Here is a 24,384-nt window from a genome sequence, read left to right as displayed (position 1 = left end):
GGATCACTTCTCCGCGATCAACGGGTCGATGATCTTGTGGAGTTCCTCGTCGTCGAGCGCCTTGAGCGAGCGGGCCGCGATCTTTCCGTCCCGGTCGAGCACGATCGTGGAGGGAATGGCCTGCGGATTGAGGCTGCCCTTGGGGAAGCCGTTGACGATCAGCTTGCCGATCGGGTCGTACAGGCTCGGGTACTCGATTCCGTAGTCCTTCTCGAAAGCGAGCGCGGGGCCCTTCTTGCTGTCCCGGGTGTTGATCCCGACGAACTCGACGCCCTTCGCCTTGGTCTCCTTGGCGACCTTCGCGAAATAGGGGGCCTCGGAACGGCACGGCGGGCACCATGATCCCCAGACGTTCATCACGACGATCTTGCCCTTGAGGCCGGCCACGTCGAGCGGTTCGCCCTCCAGGGTCTCGCCCTTGAGTTCGTTCGGGGACTGCCGCTCCCCCTTGGCGACGGTGTCGATGCCGCCGGAGCCGGTGACGAAGTTGGTGTCGCCGCCGCCCCCGGACTTCCCGCCCTCGCCACAGGCCGACAGGGTGAGCGCACCTGCGGCGACCAGGGCGGTCGACAGGGCGGCGCGGGGGGCACGGCTCAGGCTCATGTGAAAAGTTTCGCATGGCCCCGGCGGCGATCTTCCGCACCCCCCTGCGTGCCCGATAAGGCCCCTTGTCAGGAAGCCTTGAGGAATGCGTTCCAGCCGCCCGCGGGGGACTCGCCGACCTGAAGCGTGCGCAGTTTCGCGAGCACCTGCGGATCCTGCACGTCGAGCCAGTCGCAGAACTGCCGGAAGGAGACCAGCCGTACGTCCTTCTTGCCGGCCATGCCCTTGAGCGCTTCCTCCACGGCGTCCATGTAGATGCCGCCGTTCCACTGCTCGAAGTGGTTGCCGATGAAGAACGGTGCGCGATTGGACTCGTAGGCCCGGGTGAATCCCCCGAGATACGCCTCCGTCGCCTGCTTGCGCCAGCCCGGAAAACGCGAGGGCACGCCCTGCGTCGCATGGTGGGACTGGTTGGCCAGCATGTTGTAGTCCATGGACAGCACCTCGAAGGAGTGCCCGGGGAACGGCACCTGCTGGAGCGGCAGATCCCAGATGCCCAGCCGCTTGTCGGGCCACATCTGGCGGCCGCCGGGCGAGGAGGCGTCGTACCGCCAGCCCAGCTGCTTCGCGACGGGCAGGAGCTCGGCCTGGCCGAGAAGACACGGCGTGCGGCCTCCGACGAGTTCCTTGCGGTAGTCGAAAGGCAGGGGATCGATGTCGTGCCAGCCGCTGTTCGTACGCCATTCGGTGACGAACTTCACAGCCTGGTCGGTCTCGCTGCGCCAGTCCGCCGACGACCAGTTGCCGACCGATCCGGAACCGGTGCAGAAATGCCCGTTGAAGTGGGTGCCTATCTCATGGCCGTCGAGCCATGCCTGGCGTATGTGCTTCAGCGTGTCCTTGATGTGCTCGTCGGTGAGATAACCGATGTCCGAGGCGCCGATCGAGTTGTTCGGCGGACGGTAGAGCGTTTTCTTCGACTCGGGCAGCAGATAGATACCGGAGAGGAAGAAGGTCATCGCCGCGCCGTGGTTCCTGGCGAGTTCGAGAAAACGCGGGAAGAGACCGTTGCCGACCTCACCCGCACCGTCCCAGGAAAAGATCACGAATTGCGGCGGCGTCTGTCCGGGCTCCAGCGGAACGGGACGCTCCGGCTGATGGGGCTGCTTCCCGGTGTCGGACGTGGAGCCGTCGCCGATCGGCCGGCCCCGCGTCGCCGAAGGTGAGGGTTTCGCGCCCTTGCCCTGGTCACCGCCCCGGCCGGGCACACCACCTCCGGCACCGCCCGGGCCACTGGAGCCGCAGCCCGCCACGGTGACCGCGGCCGCGGCCCCAAGTCCCGCTCCGAGCAATCCCCGTCGAGTGATGTCGCGCATATCGTCCCCATCCGCGCTCCCCTGGTCGGGGGGAGCCTTTCCAAACCGGCACAGGGAGAGATGCCGTGTGGAACGCGGGGGTTCCTGATGTGCGGGACGGGTTTTTCTACGCCATTTCCCTAGGCGCCGAATGCCTTGGACTTGCCCTTCACGGGTTTGGCGCCGGCGAGAAGGTGCGGCGGGACGAGATCCCGGGCCGGCTCGGAGTATCCGACCGACACGATCCTGTTCCCCTCGTACGTGAACGAGGTCAGCGAGGCGAGGGTGCACTGCCGGCGCCGCGGGTCGTGCCACAGCCGCCGCCTCTCGACGAAACTGCGCACGACCCAGATCGGCAGCTGGTGGCTGACACACACGGCCTCGTGGCCGCGCGCCGCGTCCCGCGCCGCCTCCAGCGCGGCCGACATCCGCACGACCTGCTCCACGTACGGCTCGCCCCAGGACGGCCGGAACGGGTTCGTCAGATGCCTCCAGTTGGCCGGCTGGCGCAGCGCGCCGTCGCCCACGCCGAAGGTCTTGCCCTCGAAGACGTTGGCCGCCTCGATCAGCCGCTCGTCGGTCTCGAGGCTCAGGCCGTGCGACTTGGCGATCGGCTGGGCGGTCTCCTGGGCCCGCTCCAGCGGGGAGGCGACGACATGCGTGATGTCCCGGGCCGCCAGGTGCTCCGCGACCCGGTCGGCCATTTGCCGGCCGAGCTCGGAGAGGTGGTAGCCGCTGCGGCGGCCGTAGAGGACGCCGTCCGGGTTGTGCACTTCGCCGTGGCGCACGAGATGGACGACGGTGATGTCCCTGGTGCTCATGCGGTGGCCTCCGCTGCGGCTCGTGCGGCGGCGGGCAGCGCGGCCGCGATCCGCTCGATCGCCCGCTCGTCGTGGGCGGTCGAGACGAACCAGGACTCGAACGCGGACGGCGGCAGGTAGACCCCGTCGGCGAGCATCGAGTGGAAGAACGCGTTGAAGCGGAACGCCTCCTGCTTCTTCGCGTCCTCGTAGTCCCTGACCTCGGTCGGGGTGAAGAAGACGGAGAACATGTTGGACGCCGTCTGCAGGCGGTGCGCCACGCCCTCCTCGGTCAGGGCGTCCGTCACCAGCGCCTGGATCTGCCGCGAGACCGCGTTCACCTTCTCGTACGCGGCGTCGTCCAGCAGGCGCAGCTGCGCGAGGCCCGCCGCGGTCGCCACCGGGTTCCCGGACAGCGTGCCCGCCTGGTAGACGGGACCGGCCGGCGCGAGGTGCGCCATGACGTCCCGGCGCCCGCCGAACGCGGCGGCCGGGAACCCGCCGCCCATGACCTTGCCGAACGTCATCAGGTCGGGCACCACGCCGTCGACGCCGTACCAGCCCGCCTTCGAGGTGCGGAAGCCGGTCATCACCTCGTCGGAGATGTACAGCGCGCCGTTCTTCGCGCAGGCGTCCTTGAGCCCCTGGTTGAAGCCGGGCCGCGGCGGCACCACGCCCATGTTGCCCGGCGAGGCCTCCGTGATCACACAGGCGATCTCGCCCGGGTGGTTGTGGAACGCCGCCTGCACGGCCTCCAGGTCGTTGTACGGCAGCACGATCGTGTCACCGGCCTGAGCCCCCGTGACACCGGGCGTGTCCGGCAGGGCGAACGTCGCGACCCCGGAGCCCGCCGCGGCGAGGAGCGCGTCGACGTGCCCGTGGTAGCAGCCGGCGAACTTGATGACCTTGGACCGGCCGGTGAAACCGCGGGCCAGCCGGATCGCCGACATCGTCGCCTCGGTGCCGCTGGAGACCAGACGTACCTGCTCGACGGGCTCGACACGGGCCACGATCTCCTCGGCGAGGGCGACCTCGCCCTCGCCCGGCGTGCCGAAGGAGGTGCCGCGGGCGACCGCCGCCTGCACCGCCTCGATGACCTCGGGGTGGGAGTGCCCGAGGATCATCGGCCCCCACGAGCAGACGAGGTCGACGTACTCGCGGCCGTCGGCATCGGTCAGGTACGGGCCGGTGCCGGACACCATGAACCGGGGCGTACCGCCCACGGCACGGAAGGCACGGACGGGAGAGTTCACGCCGCCGGGCGTCACGAGGGACGCGCGGTCGAAAAGCGTCTGCGAAACTGGGGCGTCATAGGGAAAGCTCACGGAAACCATGGTCTCAGAGGCCCGGGCGATCTTGCGGACAGGTGTTTCACCACTCGTTCGTGGGGGAGGTCACTGTCACGATGATCTGGTTGCGCGGCGGGGGCTGCGAGTGGTCGGGTGGAGATATGCATCGCGGTGGCGGACTGGGCGAGGGGACCGACGACCTGGGTCCTGAGCCTGCCCGGCGCGGAAAGCACCGGCGAGGCGAAGCGGATGACCCCGTGGGAGGCAGGAGCGGCCGGTTGGGGGTGACGTACAAGTACTTCGGTGCGCCCGACGGCGCCACGGCGGCACGGGTGCCGATCTCGATGCGCCCCGAGGAGCTGGGCGGTGACGAGCTCGGCATGGGCGGCATGTTCACCAAGATCAAGCCGGAGACCATAGCCGCGATGGTGCTGACCGGTATCCAGGGCATGCCGCTGCACAAGGTGCCGCCGCTGGAGCTCGTCGTGCTGCACCCCGACTACGCGGTGGTGAAGCTCCCGATGACCGTGGTCGACCCGCTGCGGGGCATCGGCGAGGAGTCGGTGGGCGCAGCGGCGTTCATCTGGTCGACGGTCCCGGACCGAGGCGGCCCCCGGGACGCGTTCAACGTCTACCAATTGCTGCACGAATGGCAGGATTTCAGCCATCGTCTGCACGAGGCGGGCCACCAGCCGTACTGCCTGGTGTGGCCCTGACCCCGCGCGCCCCTCGTCCGCCGGTCAGACGACCGGCGGACGGCCGAGCCGGGCCATGAGCCACACCGTGCTCCAGCGCATCGGACGGCGCTCTCCGCACGGTGTACGGACGCCCTCGGCGAATCCGCCGAACCAGGCGCGCAGACCCGGCGCCGAGCGGGTGCGCGCCAGGGTGAGCGCGGTCCACGAGCCCAGGTAGAGGGGCACGAGCAGGGCCGGCAGGTTCCGCTTCGCCAGCCAGACACGGTTGCGGGCGGTCATCCGGTAGTAGACGCCGTGCCGGGTGGGAGGCGTACGGGGGTGCTGGAGCACCAGCTCGGGGGCGTAGAGGATCTTCCAGCCGTCGTCCAGGGCGCGCCAGGCGAGATCGGTCTCCTCGTGCGTGAAGAAGAAGTCGTCCGGCCAGCCGCCGACCCGCTCCAGCATCCGCATCGACAGGGCGTGCCCGCCGCCGAGGAACGTGGTCACCTGGCCGCCGCGCAGCGGATCGGCCTTGCCGATGCGCGGCACGTGCCGGCGCTGGGTGAAACCGGTCTCGTCGGCGATGCGGAAGCTGACGATCCCGAGCGCGGGGTCGGTGTCGTACATCGCGGCGATGCGGCTGAAGACGTCCGTCTCGATGAGCAGCCCGTCGTCGTCCAGGTCGACGAGCACGTCGACGTCGCCGAACTCCCGCAGCCGCTCCATGGCGACGTTGCGCCCGCCGGACACGCCGAGGTTCTCGGGCAGCTCGACGCCCGTGACGCCTGCCGGCAGTTCGGACAGCGGGGCACCGTTGGAGACCACGACGACACGGGTGGGGGGATGGTCCTGAGCGGCCACTGAGTCGAGCAGGGCCCGCAGTTCGGCAGGGCGGGAGCCCATCGTCAGTACGGCCACACCCACACGCGCTCGGGACACGTCCACATCTCCATCTGTTGCCGGTCGTGACCCGCGAGCTTAACGGTGTCCGTCCGGCAGATGTACGAAGGTGAACACGCACGGGCGCGCGCACGGACCGACGGCCGTGGACGTGCAGGGGGCGCACCCGCCCGTGACCGGCGGCGGTGCACGGTACGGGGCGCGCTCGCCGGTCACCTGGGGTGGTGACGCACGCCTCATCCGCGCCGCTCGCGCCCGGAGCGCGTGGCCCGCGTGCTCGCTAGGGCCGGCGCCATCCCGGGTCGCGCCCCGTCAGCGCCAGCAGCCGGTCGAGGTCGGACGCGCCCGCTCCCCCGTCCGGCAGCCGGTACTCCTCGCCGAAGACCCCCATCGCGCGGGCGGTCGGGGCGAGCTCCCCGAACGCGGTCAGCACCTCGCGGACCACCACCGGATCCGGCGTGTACTCCTGTCCCGTGGCCCGCGCGAGATCCCAGGCGTGTACGGCGAGGTCGCCGAGCGCCATCCTTCCGACCAGGCTCGCCGACATGTTCATGGCGCCCGTGGCGCCCTGGTCCGCTCCCGGCGCAGCCCACGCCTCGACGAGCGCCTCGGCCTCCGCCGCGAACTCCTCGCGCCAGTCGCCGTGCCCGGCGCGGTCCGGCCCCGCGGAGAAGTCGGCGTCCTTCTTGGCCGCCAGCAGCTGGAAGTTGACCACCACCTGGAAGAGGTGATCGACCAGCTGCCGCACGTCGTACTCGGCGCACGGCGTCGCATCGCCGAGCCGGTCGTCGGTGATGCCGCGCACCACCGGCACGGAGCGTTCGGCGGCTGCTCGCAACAGGTCGCTGATGGTGTTCGTCATACGTCCGACCGTAGGCAGCGCCGCCTCCCCCGTCTTGAAGAAACGCGACAGTCGCCGGATTAGGATCGGCGCATGGCAGGTCCGCGACGCGACACCCGGGGCATCGTCGAAGCCCGGGAGCTGCTCGCCCGCGTCGACTTCCGCCGCCGCGAGCCGGCCCCCGAACTGCGCCCCTACCTCGAGCACTACTGGCTCATCGACTGGGACCTGACCGAGCCGTACGCCTCCCACGTCGTGCCGCACCCGTCCGTGAACCTGGTGTTCCAGCAGTACGGCGACGAGGAGCCGTGGGCCGAGGTCGCGGGCATCGGCCAGGGTCTGTTCACGCAGAAGCTGGAGGGCCGAGGGCGGGTGTGCGGCGTGCAGTTCCGGCCGGGCGGGTTCCGGCCCTTCGCACCGGGCCGCCCGGTGTCGGACTGGACGGGCCGGCGGGTCCCGCTGACCCAGGCGTACGCGGACCTGGGCCCGGTACGGGGCCCCGACGAGCCGGACGGATCGGAGGGACCCGTCGGGCCGGTCGCGGCCGGGACGTCGCACGTCGCCGCGGAGGTCCGCCGGGTCGTCGGCCCGGACGACGAGGACGCCCGCGTCGCCGCCCTGGACGCCTTCCTCCTGGGCCTCGCCCCCGCGCCGGACCCGCAGGCGTCGCAGGCCATGGCCCTGGTCGACCGGGTCCGCGCCGACCGCTCGATCCGGCGCGTCGCCGAACTCGCCGCCAGGGAGGGTGTGTCGACGCGCTCGACGCAACGGCTCTTCTCCGCGTACGTCGGCGTGGGCCCGAAGTGGGTCATCCTCCGCTACCGCATCCACGAGGCGCTGGAGCGCGCCGAGACGGATCCGGCCGCGCTCGACTGGTCCGCGCTCGCCGCCGAACTCGGCTACAGCGACCAGGCCCACCTGGTACGGGACTTCACCGCGACGGTGGGCGTCCCGCCGACCGCGTACGCACGTTCCGCGCACTGAGTCCCGCCGTACGGGCCCTCGTCGTGCCCCGCCCCTACAGTGCCGGGCATGGGCATCGACACAGTGAACGTACGGATCGAGCCGTGGTCCGAGGACGACTTCGAGCTGCTGTGCGCCGTGAACGCGCCGGAGCTGATGGACCACCTCGGCGGCCCCGAGACCGAGGAACAGCTGATCATGCGGCATCAGCGCTATGTGGAGCTGAGCGCCGACCGCACCGGCCGCGGCCGGATGTTCCGCATCGTCCTGGCTGACGGGGACGACGCCGGCCGGTCCGCCGGCTCCGTCGGCTTCTGGGAGCAGACCTGGGACGGCGAGCAGATCTACGAGACGGGATGGGCCGTGCTGCCCGCGTTCCAGGGCCGCGGGATCGCGACCGCCGGGACGCTCGCGGTGATCGAGCGGGCGCGCGCCGAGCGGCGGCACCGCACACTGCACGCGTTCCCCTCCGTGGACAACGTCCCGTCCAACGCCGTGTGCCGCAAGGCCGGTTTCACGCTCCTCGGCGAGCGCGAGGTCGAGTACCCGCCGGGGAACGTGCTGCGCTCCCACGACTGGCGCCTCGACCTCACGAGCAGTCGACTAACGGAATAGACTCCCCCAGCCATTAATCGCGAGTCATGACGAGGGGGATCCATGCTGCTCGCCCACATCAGCGATCTGCATCTCGACGGCACGGAGCGGGCCACCGACCGCGCCGTGCGCACCATCGCCTATCTCAACTCCCTGTCCCGGCAGCCCGACACCGTCCTGGTCACCGGCGACATCGCGGACCACGGGGCGCCCGAGGAGTACGCGCAGGCGGCGGAGCTGCTGTCCGGCCTGAGCGCACCGCACGTCACCTGCCCCGGCAACCACGACGACCGTGCCGCCTACCGCAAGGTACTGCTGGGCGACACGTCCGCCGCCGCGCCGAAGTCGCCCGTCAACCGGCTGCACCGTGTGGGCGGTTACGCCCTCCTGCTGTGCGACTCGACGATCCCCGGCGAGGACGCCGGGCGCTTCGACGACGAGACGCTGCGGTGGCTGGAGCGCACGCTCGACGACCTGGGCGACACCCCCGCCCTGCCTGCCTTCCACCACCCGCCGGCCGTGATCCACCACCCGTACCTGGACGCGACGAATCTGACGAACGCCGACCGCCTGGCGGACCTGCTGGCCGGGCGGGACAACGTCCCGGCGATCCTGACCGGCCACGCCCACACCGCCGGCGCGACGACCTTCGCGGGCCGGCCGCTACTGGTGGCCCCGGGGGTCGTCTCGACGCTGCGCCTGCCGTGGGAGAGCGGCGAGACGCTGACCGACCGCACCGCACCGCCGGGCGTCGCGTTCCACGTCCTGGACGAGGGCGGCGCCCGTGTCATGACCCACTTCCGCGTCGTGCCGTAGCGGGCGATCGGAAGCACGGCGAGGGGCCCGCTTGACGAGGCGGGCCCTTTCCCCGAATATTTATCTGCGTCACACAGATTATGCGTATCGAAGACTTTCTCGCCTGAGGAGCTCCCATGACCACCCTCGTCACCGGCAGTCGCGGCAAGGTCGGCTCGGCCCTGCTCTCCCTGCTGCACGAGCGCGGCGCCTCGGTCCGGGCCGCATCCGCCGCCCCGGACAAACTCGCCGCCCTGCCGGACGGCCTCGAACCCGTACGGCTGGCCCTCGACGACCCGTCGTCCTTCCCCGCGGCCCTCGAAGCCGTCGACTCCGTCTTCCTGTACGCGGAGCCGTCCCACATCGACGCCTTCGTCGACGCGGCGCACACCGCAGGCGTCTCCCACATCGTCCTGCTGTCGTCCAGCTCGGTCCTCGGCGCCGACGCGGCCACCGACCCCGTCGCGGGCCCCCACCTCGCCGTCGAAGAGGCCCTCGCCGCCGGACCGGTGGCCACGACCGTCCTGCGCCCCGGTGCGTTCGCCGGAAACGCGCTCCAGTGGGCGCGCGCCCTGCGCACCACCGGCGTCATCGACCTTCCCTACCCGGGCAGTTACGGCGACCCGATCCACGAACGGGACGTGGCAGAGGCCGCTCTGGCCGTGCTCACCGATCCCGGGCCGAGGGGGCGGGCGTACCACCTGACCGGACCCGAGTCCCTCACCTTCGCCGAGCAGATCGCGATCCTGGAACGCGCCGCGGGCCGCGCGGCGCCCATCGAGATCCGCGCGGTGACGCCGGAGCAGTGGCAGGAGTCCGTATCCGCCTACCTGCCCCCCGCGTTCGCGGGGGCCCTGCTCGACTACTGGGCGTCGACGGACGGTTCACCCGCGCCGCTCACCCGCACCGTCGAGGAACTGACCGGACGGCCGGCGCGGACGTTCGCCGAGTGGGCGGAGGAGCACGCGGACGCGTTCCGCGTCTAGCGCGGGACGCTGAGCAAACTGGTGGCTGCCACCGTGCGGCCGGTGACATGCTGGCGCTGTGAACGGACCGGAAATCACCTTCAGCGTCGCCCCTGAGCTGCGGCTCTTCCTCCCGCCGGAGCGCCGCCTGGGCCGTACCGCCGTCGTCACGGACGGCTCGTCGACGCTCGGACACGTCGTCGAGTCGCTCGGTGTCCCGCTCACGGAGGCGGGCCGCCTGCTGGTCGACGGCCGCCAGGTGCCGGTCTCGCACATTCCGCGGGAAGGCGAACATGTCGAGGTGCTCGGCGTCGACCGGCCCCAGCGTGTCCCCGGCGCGCCGCTCCGCTTCCTGCTCGACGTCCATCTGGGCACGCTGGCGCGGCGGCTTCGCCTCCTCGGCGTGGACGCGGCGTACGAGAACGAGGACATCGGCGATCCCGCCCTGGCCGCCCTGTCCGCGAAGGAGCGGCGGGTGCTGCTCTCACGCGACCGGGGCCTGCTGCGGCGCCGGGAGATCTGGGCGGGCGCGTACGTCTACAGCGACCGGCCCGACGACCAACTCACCGACGTCCTGGAACGGTTCGCGCCGGAGCTCGCGCCCTGGACGCGGTGCACCGCGTGCAACGGGCCCCTGACGGACGCCGACAAGGACTCGGTGCAGGAGCAGCTGGAACAGGGCACACAGCGCACGTACGACGTGTTCGCCCGGTGCACCGTCTGCGACCGCGTCTACTGGCGCGGCGCCCACCACGCCCGCCTGGAGGCGATCGTCGCATCGGCCCTGCGCACGGCGGGGGCATAAGGGCGGACCCGCCGCACCGGCCGGCCGCCGCCCCTACGCGTCGAAGTCACCTGCGCGCAGCCGCTCCACCTGTGTCGCGCTCAACTCCACCGTCCGCTGCATATGGGCCGTGAGCAGTGCGATCTCCTCGTCCGCGTACGTGTCGATCATCGACACCCAGGCCCCTCCCAGCCGGGCCCACAGCGCCCCGAACTCGGCCATCCGCTCCGGCACGCACGCCACGAGAACCCTGCGCCGGTCGTGCGTGTCACGCTCCCGCGTCACATATCCGGCGCGCTCCAGCCGGTCGACCAGCCGGGTCGCCGAGCCGGTGGTCAGCCCGGTCAGCTCCGCGACCCGCCCTGTCGTGACCGGGCCGCCTTCGAGCTCGAGCAGGTTCAGGCACTGGAGATCCGTGGGATGCAGTCCCAGATGGTCGGCGAGGGCCTGGTTGAACAGGGCGTACGAGGCCATGTAGCGACGCGAGGCCGTGGACAGCTCCTCCATGAGACGGCCCCGTGCGGCACCGTCCGAGTTCTTCTGCGTCATGCAGAAAGTGTACGGAGCAGTCCTCCGTGACCTTCACCGGCAGAGGCCGGGGCCTCGGCCGCCCGGGCGGGCTGCCCGGAGGCCGGGCCGTCCCGGGGAGCGGGTGCGTCTGCCGGGCGGCCACTCCCCGAGATCAGGGGCGCTCACCCGTCAGGTAGCGCTGCACCGTCGGGGCCAGCCAGCTCACCACCTCCTCTTTGGTCATCTCGACGGCGGGCGGGAAGCACAGCACATACCGGGCCAGGGCCATGCCGAGGATCTGAGAGGCGACGAGCGCGGCGCGGCGCGGGGCGTCGGCCGGGTCCGGTGACAGGCTCGCGACGACCGGACCCAACTGCTCCCGGAAGATCGAGCGGGCACGCTCGGCTGCGGCGGCGTTCGTGACACCCGCCCGCAGCAGCGCCGTGAGCACCTCGTCGTGCTCCCACCGGTCCAGGAAGTGGGCGACGAGCACCGCGCCGGCGTGCCTGCCGGGCAGCGCGCCCAACTCCGGCAGGCGCAGGTCGAATTCGGAGGCCGCGGCGAAAAGCCCCTCCTTGTTGCCGTAGTAGCGCATGACCATCGACGGGTCGATGCCCGCGTCGCGCGCTATGGCCCGGATCGTCGCCCGCTCGTACCCGTCGGCCGCGAAGCGCTCGCGGGCGGCTTCGAGGATCGCGGCCTTGGTGGCATCGGAGCGGCGGGGAGTGCCGGGTGCTTCCGTCGTCATGCCAACGACTGTAGGCCAACAGGTGTTGACACGCCAGAGGCGACCGCTCTACATTTGCCAACAAGCGTTGACCAACAGGTGTTGACCCACAGCCGTCGACCACCGGAGGCAGCCATGCCCGGCAAGCCCAGCACCGCAGCCCGCACCACACCGATCCAGCACGCCGACGGACCCGCCCCGTTCGACACGGACGTGATCGTCGTCGGGGCCGGTCCGACCGGCCTGCTCCTGGCGGGCGACCTCGCCTGCGCCGGCGTCTCGGTCACCCTCGTCGAGCGCCGCCCCCAGGAGATCAGCAACCTCACCCGCGCCTTCGGCGTCCACGCCCGCACGCTGGAGCTGCTGGACGCCCGCGGCCTGGCCGACGAGCTGGTGTCGAAGGGCACGCCGATCACCGGACTGCGCCTGTTCCGCCGGCTCTCCCTCGACCTCGGCACGCTCCCGTCCCGCTTCCCGTTCCTCCTGATCACCCCGCAGTACGAGGTGGAGAAGCTGCTCGAGCGCCGGGCCCGGTCCGCGGGCGTCGACTTCCGCCACGGGACGGAGCTGACCGGCCTCGACCAGTCCCCCGCCCACACCCCGGCGTCGGTCACCGCCGAGCTCCGCGGCACGGACGGCACCCGCAGCACCCTGCGCGCCCGCTACCTCGTCGGCGCCGACGGCGTCCGCAGCGGCGTGCGCACTGCGCTCGGCCTGCCGTTCCCGGGCGCGTCCGTCATCAGGTCCATCGTGCTCGCGGACGTCCGCCTCGCCGAGGAGCCTCCCGGCCTTCTCACGGTCAACGGAGCGGGCGGCACGTTCGCCTTCATGGCCCCCTTCGGCGACGGCTGGTACCGCGTCATGGGGTGGGACCGGACCCGGCAGGTCGCCGACAGCGAGCCCGTCTCCCTCGACGAAGTGCGCGAGATCGCACGCCGGGCCCTCGGCAGCGACTTCGGCATGCACGACGCCCGCTGGATCTCCCGCTTCCACAGCGACGAACGCCAGGCACCGGCCTACCGCGCCGGCCGGGTCTTCCTCGCGGGCGACGCCGCGCACGTGCACTCCCCCGCCGGCGGCCAGGGCATGAACACCGGCCTGCAGGACGCGGCCAACCTCTCCTGGAAGCTCGCCTCGGTGATCCAGGGCCTCGCCCCGGACCCCGAGGCGCTGCTCGACAGTTACGAGTCGGAGCGGCATCCCGTCGGCAGGACGGTCCTGCGCAGCAGTGGAGCGATCGTGCGCCTCGCCATGGCCCACACTCCCCTCCAGCGCGCGGCGCGTTCGCTCGCCGCCCGCGTCATGGGCAGCGTCCGGCCTGCGGCACGGAAGGCCCTGGGCGTCGTCTCCGGCATCGGCATCTCGTATCGCGCACCGCGCGGCGCGCACCCCCTCACCGGCCGGCGCGCCCCGGACCTGCCACTCGCCGAGGGCAGGCTCTACGAGCTGCTGCGCAAGGGCGAGTTCGTGCTGATCGGCCCCGCCGACGAGGCCGCCCCCGCGACCGCCGCTGCCCCGGCCGCACCCGGCCGCGTCATAGAAGCGCACTGGGCATCCGGCCGGCGCACCGCGCTGCTCGTCCGCCCCGACGGCTACATCGCCTGGGCGACGGGACGCGAGTCGGCCGTCTGACCGGCCGGTGAAGCACCGGTCGGCCGGACGGCCGGAATCGGAAGGCGCACGGACCGGAAGGCGTACGGACCGGAGGCATACCGGTCAGAGGACGTACGGGACCGGAAGGCGCACGGGCCACAGGGCCTACGGGTCAGAAGGCGTACAGGTCAGAAGGCGTACAGGTCACAGGACCTACGGGTCAGAAGGCGTAAGGATCCCCGGTGGCCGGCGCGATCACCTTGTGGTTGTTGTTCGCCGGATCCCGGTCGGTCGCCCCGCCGTTCCACACCGTGCCGATCTTCACCACCGCCTCGGCCGGGTCGCCCGTGATGCCCAGCCGGAGGGAGGTCTTGTGGCCGATACCGTCTGCGCCAAGCGGGCCCATGCCGCACAGCACCACCCGTTCGCCCGCCCACAGGCAGCGCTTGGGCAGCCGCAGTTCGCCGACCGGCCGCAGGGAGAACGCCAGCCTCACCGTGGCGTCCTCCAGGCTGGAGGGACCGTGGTTGCTGGTCATCAGGGAGATCCTGAGCCACCCGTCACCCAAGGAGACATGACCGTGGTGGGCCACGTCCGCCTCCGGCGCCACGGCGCCCGGGGCCCCGGCGGCCACCGCCGCGGCCCCGGCCGCTCCGACGCCCGGCCCCGAGTCCCCGCCCGCACGCGCGCCCGCACCCGAGGCGACCACCAACACCAACGCCGCGACCCCGGCCGACAGCACCCTACGCATCACACACATGAACCGAAGATACCGATTCTCCCGTTACGCACCTGATTGCCCGTCACTCCGGCGCGTCCCGGCCGCCCGCGTCGCCGGCCGGCCCGGGCATGCGCTACACGGCCCGGCGCATCCCACCCGCCCCCGCGGCCCCTGTACGGCCTCACAAACGCGGGGCCGGTGCGCGCCCTGTGCGGAGATCGGCGCGTCACCTCGCCGACCTATCCTGACCGCAGTTCGATCACACGCGCGAGGAGCCACGACATGACAACCGCCCGGACCCCCGTCGCCGTCGTCACCGGAGCCGGCAGCGGCATCGGCGCAGCCACCGCACGGCAGTTGGCCGCCGCGGGCTTCCACGTCGTCCTCACCGCCCGCCGGAAGGACCGCATCGAGGCCGTCGCCGCCGAGATCACCGCCGCCGGCCACCAGTCCACCGCCCACCCGCTGGACGTCACCGACCGGCCGGCCGTCGACTCCTTCGCGGCGTCCCTGGACCGTTGCGACGTCCTCGTCAACAACGCGGGCGGCGCGCTCGGCGCCGACCCGGTCGCCACCGGCGATCCGGCCGACTGGCGCCGCATGTACGAGGTCAACGTGATCGGCACGCTCAACCTCACCCAGGCGCTCCTGCCCGCGCTCACCGCGAGCGGCGACGGCACCGTCGTCGTCCTGTCCTCCACCGCGGGCCTCGCCACCTACGAGGGCGGCGGCGGTTACGTCGCCGCCAAGCACGGCGCCCACGTCCTCGCCGAGACCCTGCGCCTGGAGATCGTCGGCACCCCCGTCCGCGTCATCGAGATCGCACCCGGCATGGTCCGGACGGAGGAGTTCGCCACGACCCGCTTCCGCGGCGACACCGAGAAGGCCGCCAAGGTCTACGCGGGCGTCGCCGAACCGCTCAGCGCCGACGACGTCGCCGACACCATCACCTGGGCCGTCACCCGGCCGTCCCACGTCAACATCGACCTGCTCGTGGTCCGCCCCCGCGCCCAGGCGTCCAACTCCAAGGTTCACAGGGAGCTCTGATGAACGAGCGCATCGCCGTCTCGCGCCTCGCCGCCGCCGATCTGCCGGCCGCCGCCCCCGGACTCGCCGCCCTCCTCGTCGACGCGGTCGACGACGGCGCGTCGGTCGGCTTCACCTCCGCGCTCACGCCCGAGAAGGCCGCCGCCTGGTGGTCGGACCTGGCACCCGCCCTGTCGGACGAGCGGATCGCCGCGTGGACCGCCCGCGACGGCGACCGGCTCGTCGGCACCGTCCAGCTCAGGTGCGAGACCTCGCCCAACGGACGGCACCGCGCCGAGATAGCCAAGCTGGTCGTGCACCGCTCCGCCCGCGGACGCGGCATCGCACGCCGACTGCTCACCACCGCCGAGGAGTTCGCGCGTTCGACGGGACGCACCCTGCTCATGCTGGACACGCAGACGGGCAGCACGGCCGAGCGCCTCTACCGCTCGGCGGGCTGGACCGCGCTCGGCACGGTCCCCGACTACGCCGCCGACCCTTCCGGCGTCCTGCGCCCGACGACGTTCTTCCACAAGACCCTCCAGCCGGCGCCGCAGGGCCCGGAGCGGACCGCGGAGCTCACGGGCGTGCAGGCCGGCCCGGAAGCGTGACGTCGCGGGCGACCGGGTGCGCCCCGAGGACCTCGCCGCCCCGACGAGCGACGAGCCGCGTGCCCGCCACCTGACGACCGCAGCCACCGCACGGCCTGACACCGGGCACGCGCAAAGGCCCCGGACCGCTCCGGTCCGGGGCCCACAGCGGCCGTCTCAGCCCTTCACGCAGACGACCTGCTTGAGCTTCGCCACCACCTCGACCAGGTCCCTCTGCTGGTCGATCACCTTCTCGATCGGCTTGTACGCGCCCGGGATCTCGTCGACCACGCCCGAGTCCTTGCGGCATTCGACCCCGCGCGTCTGCTCCTCCAGGTCCCGCGTCGAGAAGCGCCGCTTCGCCGCGTTGCGGCTCATCTTGCGGCCCGCCCCGTGGGAAGCGGAGTTGAAGGACGCCTCGTTCCCGAGGCCCTTCACGATGTACGAGCCGGTGCCCATCGACCCCGGGATGATCCCGTAGTCGCCGGCGCCCGCCCGGATCGCGCCCTTGCGGGTGACCAGCAGGTCCATGCCGTCGTACCGCTCCTCCGCCACGTAGTTGTGGTGGCAGGAGATGACCGGGTCGAACGACACCTTCGCCTTGCGGAACTCGCGGCGCACGACCTCCTGGAGGAGCCCCATCATGATCGCGCGGTTGTACTTCGCGTACTCCTGCGCCCAGAAGAGGTCGTTCCGGTAGGCGTGCATCTCCGGGGTGTCCGAGACGAACACCGCGAGGTCACGGTCGACCAGGCCCTGGTTGTGCGGCAGCTTCTGCGCCTCGCCGATGTGGTGATCGGCCAGCTCCTTGCCGATGTTCCGGGAACCGGAGTGCAGCATCAGCCAGACCGACCCCTGGTCATCGATGCACACCTCGCAGAAGTGGTTTCCGCTGCCCAGCGTCCCCATCTGCTTCGTCGCCCGCTCCCGACGGAACTTGACCGCGTCCGCCACCCCGTCGAAACGGTCCCAGAAGCTGTCCCAGCCCCCCGCCGGGAAGCCGAACACCCGCGCCGGGTCCACCATCTCGTCGTGCATGCCCCGGCCCACCGGGATCGCCTGCTCGATCCTGGAGCGCAGGCGGGAGAGGTCGCCGGGCAGGTCGTTCGCCGTCAGGGACGTCTTCACCGCCGACATGCCGCAGCCGATGTCCACACCGACCGCCGCCGGGCACACCGCGCCGTGCATCGCGATCACCGAGCCGACCGTCGCGCCCTTGCCGTAGTGGACGTCCGGCATGACGGCGAGGCCCTTGATCCAGGGCAGCGTGGCGACGTTCTGCAGCTGCCGCATCGCTACGTCCTCGACCGTCGCGGGGTCGGTCCACAGCCGGATCGGGACCTTCGCGCCCGGCACCTCTACAAACGACATAACTCCTCAATTCCCCCGAAAAGACATGTAACGCAAATGCCCGGCCAATGGCCGCGTAAGGCTCGGCGGCCCGGCATCCGGGGCAGCGCGTGCGATAGACATTGTGTCCATCGGCCCTCAGCGGCCGACAACCGTTTTTCCCCGGCGCGGCGGCGCGGACCGGACAGAGGGACCCATGGAGAAGGGAGCCAGGCACGTGCAACGCAAGGCGTACGTCCCCGGCGCGGCGGCGCTCCTCGCGGCGCTGGTCACCGGCCTCACCGGCTGCACCTCGGGCGGTGGGGAGGACGGTTCGGCGCCCGACGCCAAGGCCAATGGCGTCCCGGCCTCGGCCGCACCTCCCGGCAGGTACCGCACGTTGCTGGAGCCCTGCGGCTCCGTCGAGCGGAGCACCCTGAAGAACCTGCTGCCCGGCGTGCTCACGCTCCCCCAGGACCAGCAGCAGCAGGTGCTCGGCGGTACGCCGGCCGTGACGTACGACACCGACCGCCGTGCCGCCTGCAGTTGGAAGGGGCAGGCGCCGGACTCCTCCCACCAGCTGCGGGTCGACTTCGAGCGGGTCGTCTCCTACGACCCGGCCGTCAGCGACGACAACCGGGCGCAGGAGGTGTTCACGAGGAAGCAGTCCGCGACCTCCGTGCCCGTCATCCCCGGCCCCGAAGCGACCGTCTCGCCCACCGCGAGCGCGAGCACCGGACCGGGCGCGACCCCGGACCTGGAGGTCCAGGCCGGAAAGACAGGCAGGGCTGGAGGGAAGGCCGAGGAGTCCGAGGCTCCCGAGGACCCGCCGAGCTCCGGACAGCCGTCGGGCGACGCCTCCCCCGGCGGCTCCGCGGAGGGCGCCGGCGGCAGCCCGTCCCCGGGCGGGTCCACCACGGGGCTCGAGCCGCGCGTCCTGGAGGGGCTCGGCGACGCCGCCTTCATCGACGACGTGCTCGACCGTGCCGGGTCCACCGCGCAGCGCCGCACCGTGAGCGTGGTGTTCCGCACATCGAACGTGCTCGTCACGGTCGTCTACGCCGAGCAGCCGGCGCCGGCGGCGGAGGTCCCGGACAGCAAGGAACTGCAGGAAAAGGCGCAGAGTGTGGCCCGCCGGCTGGCGGAGCTCTTCGACGAGTGACCGGCCGCGGCGGCCGGCTGCCGGTCCGGCGTCCGGACCCCCAGCCGCCGCGCGGCCGCGTACGGTGGCCTGGCGGCCGTGACGGCCGTGACCGGCCTGACGGACCCGACGCCCGACGGAGCCGACGCCCGACGGACAGACCGAACGACCGAGTGAAGGAACCATGCACCGTTCAGCCCCGCGACTCACCCGCATACTCGCCTGCGCAGCCGTTCCGGTGATGCTCGTCGTCGCCGGCTGCTCCTCGGACTCCGGTGACGGCAAGCCCGAGGGATCGGCGTCCGCCTCCCCCACCCCCGAGGCGAAGAAGACGCCGGAGGTCGCGCCCGCGAAGTTCACGAAGCTGCCCGACCCGTGCGAGTCGATCGCCCGCAAGACGATCAAGGACCTGGTGCCGGGCGCGAAGTCCGGTGCGGCCGGCCGGTCCTCCGACGCCGGCAGCCGCGGCAGCTGCTCCTGGAACGGCCTGGACGACAACGGTGTGAAGGGTTCGCAGTACCGCTGGCTGGACGTCTCCTTCCTGCGTTACGACTCCGACGCCACGCTCGCCGTCAGCGGTGAGCAGCGCGCGAAGGACAACTACGCGAAGGAGGTCGCCAAGACGCAGGCCACCGAGGGCGCGAAGGACGTGAAGTCCAGCCCGGCGCCCGGCATCGGCGACGAGGCGACCACCATCAACTACACGCTGAAGAAGACCGGTGAGAACTTCACGTACGCGGTGGTCGTGGCGCGTACCGAGAACGGTCTGGTGACGCTCACCTACAACGGCACCGGTTACGCGGGCGCGAAGAACCCCTCGTCCGGGGACCTGACGAAGGACGCGCTGAAGGCGGCGAAGGAGGCCGTCGCCTCCGTGGCCGAGGCCAACAAGTAGCCGACAGGCGGACGGTGCGCCGAGCCGGCCCCGTTCGCCGGCGCACCGTTCCCCCACCGGTGCCGACGTCCTTCCGGCCGGCTTCGGCCGGCTTCCGGCCGACTGCCCGTCGCCTTCCGCCCTTTGCCGTACCGAGGGCGGAGGGACGGACTCCGGGGGCATGTGCCAGGCTGTGCCCCGCAGATTTTGGATGGGGAGGGGAACGCCGTGGCCGCGATGCAGCTGACACGCACGCACCGAGTGCTCATCGGTGTCGTCGTCGCGGGAGCGCTGATCATTGCCGCGATCGGCTTCGCGGGGTCGTACGCCGCGGTGCGCGAGCTCGCGGAGAGCAAGGGCTTCGGCGCCTTCTCCGTCGTCTTCCCCATAGGCATCGACGCGGGCATCTGTGTGCTGCTGGCGCTCGATCTGCTGCTGACGTGGATGCGCATACCGTTCCCGCTGCTGCGTCAGACGGCGTGGCTGCTGACGGCCGCGACGATCGCGTTCAACGGCGCGGCCGCCTGGCCCGACCCGCTCGGTGTCGGCATGCACGCGGTGATCCCGGTGCTGTTCGTCGTCGCCGTGGAGGCGGCTCGCCACGCGGTGGGCCGGATCGCGGACATCACGGCGGACAGGCACATGGAGGGCGTGCGGCTCACGCGCTGGCTGCTCTCGCCCGTGCCGACGTTCAGGCTGTGGCGGCGGATGAAGCTGTGGGAGCTGCGCAGCTACGAGCAGGTGATCAAGCTGGAGCAGGACCGGCTGATCTACCAGGCCCGTCTTCAGGCGCGCTTCGGCCGGGCGTGGCGCCGCAAGGCGCCCGTCGAGGCGCTGATGCCGCTGCGGCTGGCGAAGTACGGCGTTCCGCTGGCCGAGACGGCCCCGGCGGGCCTCGCGGCCGCGGGCATCGAGCCGGCGCTGCTCCCGCCCGCGCCGGTGACGACGCAGGCCGGCCAGCCCGAGCTGCCGACCGGCGCCGGGCGGCGTCCGGGCCCGCGGGAGGCGATCGCCGGCGAGCCGGCGGCGCTGCCCGTGGAGGAGCCCCACGACGAGCAGCAGGCGCGGGACGAGGAGGGGCCCAGGGCCCCGGGCGCCTACGAGAGCCCCTGGTTCGCCGCGTCGCAGGCCGCGCAGGACGCCTACCAGGGCACGTACGACCCGACGTACGCCGAGGGTTTCGAGCCCGTGCCGGTGCCGGTCCCCGCGGGCCCCGGCGGCCGGACGCGCCCGCTCGGGCAGGGTCCCGACCCGCAGGCGTTCGACCAGCCGTACGCCCAGGAGTACGAGGAGCAGTACGCGCAGCCCGTGCCGGAGGCGGTGGCCGAGGCGGTGGCCGAGTTCACGCCCGAGGACAAGGAGTTCGAGGAGCTGGCGTACCCGGCGTACAAGGACTACGTGGACGAGCACCAGGTCTATCCGAACGCCCGGACGCTCGACATACTTCTCGCCGACCGGTACGGCGTCCGCCACCCGAACAGCACGGCGCTGCTCAAGCGACTGATGCCGGGCCTCCAGAAGCGCCATCAGGCCGATCTCGAGGCCGAGCACATCGCCTGAGGAACGGCCCCATGCGGAAGGGCCCTCACCCCGTGCGGGGTGAGGGCCCTTCCGCGTACGTCGGGGTGATCAGGCCCCGAGCAGCTTGCGCACGCGGTCGGCGCCGACGGCGAGCAGCAGCGTGGGCAGGCGCGGGCCGGTCTCGCGGCTGACCAGCAGGCGGTACAGCAGCGCGAAGAAGGCGCGCTGGGCGACCTTCAGCTCCGGCGTCGGCTTGGCGTCCGGCGTGAGGCCGGCCATGACCTTCGGCACTCCGTAGACGAGCGTGGTGAGCCCGTCCAGGGACCAGTGCGTGTCGAGACCCTCCAGCAGCAGCCGCAGCGACTCGCGGCCCTCGTCGTCCAGCGAGCCGAGCAGCTCGGTGTCGGGCTCCGAGCGCACGACGGTCCGCGCGTCGGCCGGGACGTGCGTCGAGATCCAGCTCTCGGCGCGGTCCAGCCGCGGCCGGACCTCGTCGAGGTCCGTGACCGGGTTCGCCGGGTCCAGCTCGCTGAGGATGCGCAGTGTCTGGTCCTCGTGGCCGGCGGTGATGTCGACGACCGAGGCGAGCGTGCGGTACGGCAGCGGGCGCGGCGTGCGCGGCAGGTCGCCGGCGGCGGTGCGGGCGGCGCGGGAGTGGGCGGCGGCGTCGGCGGGCAGGACGGTGCCGTCGGCGACCTTGGCCTCCAGCTTGTCCCACTCGTCGTACAGCCGCTGGATCTCCTGGTCGAAGGCGATCTTGAAGGACTGGTTGGGCCGGCGGCGGGCGTACAGCCAGCGCAGCAGTTGCGGCTCCATGATCTTCAGCGCGTCGGCCGGGGTGGGCACGCCACCGCGGGACGACGACATCTTCGCCATGCCGGAGATGCCGACGAAGGCGTACATGGGGCCGATCGGCTGCTTGCCGTCGAAGATGGAGACGATCTGGCCGCCGACCTGGAACGACGAGCCCGGCGAGGAGTGGTCGACGCCGGACGGCTCGAAGACCACGCCCTCGTACGCCCAGCGCATCGGCCAGTCGACCTTCCAGACCAGCTTGCCGCGGTTGAACTCGCTCAGCCGGACCGTCTCCGAGAACCCGCACGCGGTGCAGGTGTACGTCATCTCGGTGGTGTCGTCGTCGTACGCCGTGACCGTGGTCAGGTCCTTGTCGCACGAGCCGCAGTACGGCTTGTACGGGAAGTAGCCCGCGGAGCCGGTGCCGTCGTCCTCCGCCGCCGCGCCGGAGCCCTCGGCGGCCTCCAGCTCGGCCTCGTCGACCGGCTTCTGCGACTTCTTCGCCTGGGCTTCGGCCTGCGCCTTCGGGTCCTTCTTGGTGCGGTACTGCGCGAGGATCGCGTCGATGTCGCCGCGGTGCCTCATCGCGTGCAGGATCTGCTCGCGGTAGGCGCCGGAGGTGTACTGCGCGGTCTGGCTGATGCCGTCGTACTCGACGCCCAGCTCGGCCAGGGACTCGGTCATGGCGGCCTTGAAGTGCTCCGCCCAGTTCGGGAAGGAGGAGCCCTTCGGCGCGGGGACCGAGGTCAGCGGCCTGCCGATGTGCTCGGCCCAGGACTCGTCGACGCCGTCGATCCCCTTCGGGACCTTGCGGTAGCGGTCGTAGTCGTCCCAGGAGATCAGGTGACGGACCTCGTACCCGCGGCGCCGGATCTCGTCGGCGACCAGGTGCGGGGTCATGACCTCACGGAGGTTGCCCAGATGGATGGGGCCGGAGGGCGACAGTCCGGAGGCGACGACGACCGGTTTGCCAGGCGCACGTCGCTCCGACTCGGCGATGACCTCGTCCGCGAAACGGGAGACCCAGTCGGTCTCGGTGCTGCTCTGAGCCACGGTCGGCACGTCCTTGATTCCTCGGGGTCGAAATACGTCGGGAAACTCGCGTACACCATTCTCCCAGACCGGGAAACCGGATCCCACAGAGTTCCCGCGCCGCGCCGGGACGCGCCCCGCGTCCCGGCAAACCGGTTGCCCGGCCGTGGGACACTTGACCACTGGAACATCCCCCTCGACAGGAACGGAAGCTCATGGCCTCGGTCCCTTCCCTCGCTTCGACCGTGCAGCAGCGCCTCGCGGACGCCCTGGCAGCAGCGCTGCCGGAGGCCGGTTCCGCCGACCCGCTGCTGCGACGAAGCGACCGGGCCGACTTCCAGGCCAACGGCATCCTGGCGCTCGCGAAGCGGCTCAAGGGCAACCCGCGCGAGCTGGCGACCAAGGTCGTGGAGGCGATCGGCGCGAACGACGTGCTGAAGGACATCGAGGTCTCCGGCCCTGGCTTCCTGAACATCACGGTCACCGACAAGGCGATCATCGAGACGCTGGCCGCCCGCGCCGCGGACACCCGGCTCGGCGTGCCGACGGCCGCCGAGCCCGGCACGACGGTGATCGACTACGCCCAGCCGAACGTGGCCAAGGAGATGCACGTCGGCCATCTGCGTTCCGCGGTGATCGGCGACGCGATGGTGCGGATCCTGGAGTTCTCGGGCGAGCGGGTGGTGCGGCGGCACCACATCGGCGACTGGGGCACCCAGTTCGGCATGCTCATCCAATACCTGATCGAGCACCCGCACGAGCTGGACCACAAGGACGGCGCCTCCGGCGAGGAGGCGATGTCCAACCTGAACCGCCTCTACAAGGCGGCCCGTGCCCTCTTCGACTCCGACGAGGAGTTCAAGGCCCGCTCGCGGGACCGCGTGGTGGCGCTCCAGTCGGGCGACGAGGAGACCCTCGCGCTGTGGCAGAAGTTCGTGGACGAGTCGAAGATCTACTTCTACTCGGTCTTCGACAAGCTCGACATGGAGATCCGCGACCCCGACGTCGTCGGCGAGTCCGGCTACAACGACATGCTCGACGAGACGTGCCGCATCCTCGAGGAGTCCGGTGTCGCCGTGCGCTCCGAGGGCGCGCTGTGCGTCTTCTTCGACGACGTGAAGGGCCCCGACGGCAACCCGGTCCCGCTCATCGTCAGGAAGTCCAACGGCGGCTACGGCTACGCGGCCACCGACCTGTCCGCCATCCGCGACCGCGTGCAGAACCTGGACGCCTCCACCCTGCTGTACGTGGTGGACGCCCGTCAGTCCCTGCACTTCAAGATGGTCTTCGAGACCGCGCGGCGGGCCGGCTGGCTCGGTGACAAGGTCAAGGCCGTGCAGCTCGCCTTCGGCACCGTGCTCGGCAAGGACGGCAAGCCGTTCAAGACCCGTGAGGGCGAGACGGTCCGGCTGGTGGACCTCCTCGACGAGGCGATCGACCGGGCGACGGCCGTCGTCGCCGAGAAGCGGGAGAAGGTCGGCCTGACCGACCAGGAGGTCGCCGACAACGGCCGGTACGTGGGCATCGGCGCGGTCAAGTACGCCGACCTGTCGACGTCCGCGGTGCGCGACTACAAGTTCGACCTGGACCAGATGGTCTCGCTCAACGGTGACACCTCGGTCTACCTCCAGTACGCGTACGCCCGTATCCAGTCGATCAAGCGGAACGCGGGTGACCGCCGCCCGGTCGCCCACCCCGAGCTCGAACTGGCCCCGGCGGAGCGGGCGCTGGGTCTGCACCTGGACCAGTTCGGCGAGGTGCTGGCGGAGGTGGCATCGGCGTACGAGCCGCACAAGCTGGCCGCGTACCTGTACCAGCTGGCCTCGCACCTGACCACGTTCTACGACCAGTGCCAGGTGCTGAGCGACGACAACCCGGCGGAGCTCGTGGAGAACCGCCTCTTCCTCGTCGACCTCACGGGCCGCACGCTGCACCAGGGCATGGCGCTGCTGGGCATCCGCACGCCCGAGCGCCTCTGAGCGACAGCGACTGCGCGACGCGCGACAGGGGGCCGTGAGC

At 71.5% G+C, this 24,384-nt stretch carries 24 protein-coding genes; 13 read left to right on the top strand and 11 right to left on the bottom strand.

Annotated elements, in window-relative coordinates; genetic code table 11:
• Positions 1-3: 3 nt before the first annotated feature.
• From HW130_RS06635 to hemL, 4 genes are all read right to left on the bottom strand, one after another.
• A complete protein-coding gene (locus HW130_RS06635; protein ID WP_177148489.1) occupies positions 4-603 on the bottom strand; it encodes a TlpA disulfide reductase family protein in 600 nt (199 codons plus the stop codon).
• Between the two features lie 68 nt (positions 604-671).
• Positions 672-1,919, bottom strand: coding sequence for a hypothetical protein (locus HW130_RS06630; RefSeq protein WP_177148488.1), 1,248 nt, complete (start codon positions 1,917-1,919; stop codon positions 672-674).
• 119 nt (positions 1,920-2,038) lie between these two features.
• The gene (locus tag HW130_RS06625; RefSeq protein WP_177148487.1) at positions 2,039-2,719 is read right to left on the bottom strand and encodes a histidine phosphatase family protein; all 681 of its coding nucleotides are present in this window, start codon (positions 2,717-2,719) and stop codon (positions 2,039-2,041) included.
• Positions 2,716-4,032 carry a glutamate-1-semialdehyde 2,1-aminomutase gene (hemL, locus tag HW130_RS06620; protein WP_177148486.1) on the bottom strand — a complete coding sequence of 439 codons (1,317 nt, stop codon included), beginning with the start codon at positions 4,030-4,032 and terminating at the stop codon, positions 2,716-2,718. The genes HW130_RS06625 and hemL overlap by 4 nt, the downstream gene beginning before the upstream one ends.
• A gap of 116 nt (positions 4,033-4,148) precedes the next feature.
• Between hemL and HW130_RS06615 the strand changes: the two genes are divergently transcribed.
• The gene (locus tag HW130_RS06615) at positions 4,149-4,703 is read left to right on the top strand and encodes a hypothetical protein (protein WP_177148705.1); all 555 of its coding nucleotides are present in this window, start codon (positions 4,149-4,151) and stop codon (positions 4,701-4,703) included.
• Between the two features lie 24 nt (positions 4,704-4,727).
• On the opposite strand, the gene HW130_RS06610 is transcribed toward HW130_RS06615, so the two are convergent.
• Both HW130_RS06610 and HW130_RS06605 read right to left on the bottom strand, forming a co-directional pair.
• Positions 4,728-5,603 (bottom strand): glycosyltransferase family 2 protein, encoded by an 876-nt coding sequence (locus HW130_RS06610; RefSeq protein WP_177148485.1) that lies wholly within the window; start codon positions 5,601-5,603, stop codon positions 4,728-4,730.
• 241 nt (positions 5,604-5,844) lie between these two features.
• Positions 5,845-6,426, bottom strand: coding sequence for a TIGR03086 family metal-binding protein (locus HW130_RS06605; protein ID WP_177148484.1), 582 nt, complete (start codon positions 6,424-6,426; stop codon positions 5,845-5,847).
• Positions 6,427-6,498: 72 nt separating this feature from the next.
• Between HW130_RS06605 and HW130_RS06600 the strand changes: the two genes are divergently transcribed.
• The 5 genes from HW130_RS06600 to HW130_RS06580 all read left to right on the top strand — a co-directional run bounded on the left by HW130_RS06600 (position 6,499) and on the right by HW130_RS06580 (position 10,527).
• The gene (locus HW130_RS06600) at positions 6,499-7,389 is read left to right on the top strand and encodes a helix-turn-helix domain-containing protein (RefSeq protein ID WP_177148483.1); all 891 of its coding nucleotides are present in this window, start codon (positions 6,499-6,501) and stop codon (positions 7,387-7,389) included.
• 48 nt (positions 7,390-7,437) lie between these two features.
• Positions 7,438-7,983: a GNAT family N-acetyltransferase gene (locus HW130_RS06595; RefSeq protein WP_177148482.1), complete on the top strand. Its 546-nt coding sequence runs from the start codon at positions 7,438-7,440 to the stop codon at positions 7,981-7,983.
• 42 nt (positions 7,984-8,025) lie between these two features.
• Entirely contained in the window at positions 8,026-8,778 is a 753-nt protein-coding gene (locus tag HW130_RS06590; protein ID WP_177148481.1) for a phosphodiesterase, read from the top strand.
• Positions 8,779-8,894: 116 nt separating this feature from the next.
• Positions 8,895-9,743, top strand: a complete 849-nt coding sequence (locus HW130_RS06585) for an NAD(P)H-binding protein (protein WP_177148480.1) — start codon at positions 8,895-8,897, stop codon at positions 9,741-9,743.
• A gap of 58 nt (positions 9,744-9,801) precedes the next feature.
• Positions 9,802-10,527: a Mut7-C RNAse domain-containing protein gene (locus HW130_RS06580; RefSeq protein ID WP_177148479.1), complete on the top strand. Its 726-nt coding sequence runs from the start codon at positions 9,802-9,804 to the stop codon at positions 10,525-10,527.
• Between the two features lie 33 nt (positions 10,528-10,560).
• On the opposite strand, the gene HW130_RS06575 is transcribed toward HW130_RS06580, so the two are convergent.
• Entirely contained in the window at positions 10,561-11,055 is a 495-nt protein-coding gene (locus HW130_RS06575; RefSeq protein ID WP_177148478.1) for a MarR family winged helix-turn-helix transcriptional regulator, read from the bottom strand.
• Positions 11,056-11,188: 133 nt separating this feature from the next.
• On the bottom strand, positions 11,189-11,764 hold the full coding sequence (locus tag HW130_RS06570) for a TetR/AcrR family transcriptional regulator (protein WP_177148477.1): 576 nt from the start codon (positions 11,762-11,764) through the stop codon (positions 11,189-11,191).
• A 114-nt stretch (positions 11,765-11,878) separates the two neighbouring features.
• On the opposite strand from HW130_RS06570, the gene HW130_RS06565 reads away from it, so the two are divergent.
• On the top strand, positions 11,879-13,375 hold the full coding sequence (locus HW130_RS06565) for an FAD-dependent monooxygenase (protein WP_177148476.1): 1,497 nt from the start codon (positions 11,879-11,881) through the stop codon (positions 13,373-13,375).
• A 181-nt stretch (positions 13,376-13,556) separates the two neighbouring features.
• Here HW130_RS06565 and HW130_RS06560 read toward each other — a convergent pair whose 3' ends face one another.
• Entirely contained in the window at positions 13,557-14,096 is a 540-nt protein-coding gene (locus tag HW130_RS06560; protein WP_177148475.1) for a hypothetical protein, read from the bottom strand.
• Positions 14,097-14,339: 243 nt separating this feature from the next.
• Here HW130_RS06560 and HW130_RS06555 point away from each other — a divergent pair, with 243 nt between their 5' ends.
• Both HW130_RS06555 and HW130_RS06550 read left to right on the top strand, forming a co-directional pair.
• The gene (locus HW130_RS06555) at positions 14,340-15,104 is read left to right on the top strand and encodes an SDR family NAD(P)-dependent oxidoreductase (protein WP_177148474.1); all 765 of its coding nucleotides are present in this window, start codon (positions 14,340-14,342) and stop codon (positions 15,102-15,104) included.
• Positions 15,104-15,694 (top strand): GNAT family N-acetyltransferase, encoded by a 591-nt coding sequence (locus HW130_RS06550; RefSeq protein WP_177148473.1) that lies wholly within the window; start codon positions 15,104-15,106, stop codon positions 15,692-15,694. The genes HW130_RS06555 and HW130_RS06550 overlap by 1 nt, the downstream gene beginning before the upstream one ends.
• Before the next feature lie 156 nt (positions 15,695-15,850).
• Here the strand turns inward: HW130_RS06550 and HW130_RS06545 are convergent, their stop codons facing one another.
• Positions 15,851-17,044 (bottom strand): RtcB family protein, encoded by a 1,194-nt coding sequence (locus HW130_RS06545; protein ID WP_177148472.1) that lies wholly within the window; start codon positions 17,042-17,044, stop codon positions 15,851-15,853.
• Positions 17,045-17,240: 196 nt separating this feature from the next.
• Here HW130_RS06545 and HW130_RS06540 point away from each other — a divergent pair, with 196 nt between their 5' ends.
• The 3 genes from HW130_RS06540 (at position 17,241) to HW130_RS06530 (ending at position 20,577) form a co-directional block, all read left to right on the top strand.
• Positions 17,241-18,164 (top strand): DUF3558 domain-containing protein, encoded by a 924-nt coding sequence (locus HW130_RS06540; protein WP_177148471.1) that lies wholly within the window; start codon positions 17,241-17,243, stop codon positions 18,162-18,164.
• Between the two features lie 163 nt (positions 18,165-18,327).
• Entirely contained in the window at positions 18,328-19,038 is a 711-nt protein-coding gene (locus tag HW130_RS06535) for a DUF3558 domain-containing protein (protein ID WP_177148470.1), read from the top strand.
• A gap of 207 nt (positions 19,039-19,245) precedes the next feature.
• The gene (locus tag HW130_RS06530) at positions 19,246-20,577 is read left to right on the top strand and encodes a DUF2637 domain-containing protein (protein ID WP_177148469.1); all 1,332 of its coding nucleotides are present in this window, start codon (positions 19,246-19,248) and stop codon (positions 20,575-20,577) included.
• 69 nt (positions 20,578-20,646) lie between these two features.
• On the opposite strand, the gene lysS is transcribed toward HW130_RS06530, so the two are convergent.
• Positions 20,647-22,395: a lysine--tRNA ligase gene (gene lysS / locus HW130_RS06525; RefSeq protein ID WP_177148468.1), complete on the bottom strand. Its 1,749-nt coding sequence runs from the start codon at positions 22,393-22,395 to the stop codon at positions 20,647-20,649.
• Between the two features lie 185 nt (positions 22,396-22,580).
• Between lysS and argS the strand changes: the two genes are divergently transcribed.
• Positions 22,581-24,344, top strand: coding sequence for an arginine--tRNA ligase (gene argS, locus HW130_RS06520; RefSeq protein ID WP_177148467.1), 1,764 nt, complete (start codon positions 22,581-22,583; stop codon positions 24,342-24,344).
• Positions 24,345-24,384: the final 40 nt, after the last annotated feature.

The sequence above is a fragment of the Streptomyces sp. PKU-EA00015 genome, assembly GCF_013387495.1.
Lineage (GTDB): Bacteria > Actinomycetota > Actinomycetes > Streptomycetales > Streptomycetaceae > Streptomyces.
This window is presented reverse-complemented; position numbering and strand designations above follow the sequence as displayed.

Bases quoted from the DNA above. Each gene is read 5' to 3' on its own strand.
- HW130_RS06570 (WP_177148477.1), bottom strand. From the start codon at position 11,764: ATGACGACGGAAGCACCCGGCACTCCCCGCCGCTCCGATGCCACCAAG.
- HW130_RS06535 (WP_177148470.1), top strand. From the start codon at position 18,328: ATGCACCGTTCAGCCCCGCGACTCACCCGCATACTCGCCTGCGCAGCC.
- HW130_RS06555 (WP_177148474.1), top strand. From the start codon at position 14,340: ATGACAACCGCCCGGACCCCCGTCGCCGTCGTCACCGGAGCCGGCAGC.
- HW130_RS06550 (WP_177148473.1), top strand. From the start codon at position 15,104: ATGAACGAGCGCATCGCCGTCTCGCGCCTCGCCGCCGCCGATCTGCCG.
- hemL (WP_177148486.1), bottom strand. From the start codon at position 4,032: ATGGTTTCCGTGAGCTTTCCCTATGACGCCCCAGTTTCGCAGACGCTT.
- HW130_RS06605 (WP_177148484.1), bottom strand. From the start codon at position 6,426: ATGACGAACACCATCAGCGACCTGTTGCGAGCAGCCGCCGAACGCTCC.
- HW130_RS06545 (WP_177148472.1), bottom strand. From the start codon at position 17,044: ATGTCGTTTGTAGAGGTGCCGGGCGCGAAGGTCCCGATCCGGCTGTGG.
- HW130_RS06615 (WP_177148705.1), top strand. From the start codon at position 4,149: ATGCATCGCGGTGGCGGACTGGGCGAGGGGACCGACGACCTGGGTCCT.
- HW130_RS06590 (WP_177148481.1), top strand. From the start codon at position 8,026: ATGCTGCTCGCCCACATCAGCGATCTGCATCTCGACGGCACGGAGCGG.
- HW130_RS06560 (WP_177148475.1), bottom strand. From the start codon at position 14,096: ATGTGTGTGATGCGTAGGGTGCTGTCGGCCGGGGTCGCGGCGTTGGTG.
- HW130_RS06565 (WP_177148476.1), top strand. From the start codon at position 11,879: ATGCCCGGCAAGCCCAGCACCGCAGCCCGCACCACACCGATCCAGCAC.
- HW130_RS06630 (WP_177148488.1), bottom strand. From the start codon at position 1,919: ATGCGCGACATCACTCGACGGGGATTGCTCGGAGCGGGACTTGGGGCC.
- HW130_RS06600 (WP_177148483.1), top strand. From the start codon at position 6,499: ATGGCAGGTCCGCGACGCGACACCCGGGGCATCGTCGAAGCCCGGGAG.
- HW130_RS06575 (WP_177148478.1), bottom strand. From the start codon at position 11,055: ATGACGCAGAAGAACTCGGACGGTGCCGCACGGGGCCGTCTCATGGAG.
- HW130_RS06635 (WP_177148489.1), bottom strand. From the start codon at position 603: ATGAGCCTGAGCCGTGCCCCCCGCGCCGCCCTGTCGACCGCCCTGGTC.
- HW130_RS06595 (WP_177148482.1), top strand. From the start codon at position 7,438: ATGGGCATCGACACAGTGAACGTACGGATCGAGCCGTGGTCCGAGGAC.
- argS (WP_177148467.1), top strand. From the start codon at position 22,581: ATGGCCTCGGTCCCTTCCCTCGCTTCGACCGTGCAGCAGCGCCTCGCG.
- HW130_RS06625 (WP_177148487.1), bottom strand. From the start codon at position 2,719: ATGAGCACCAGGGACATCACCGTCGTCCATCTCGTGCGCCACGGCGAA.
- HW130_RS06585 (WP_177148480.1), top strand. From the start codon at position 8,895: ATGACCACCCTCGTCACCGGCAGTCGCGGCAAGGTCGGCTCGGCCCTG.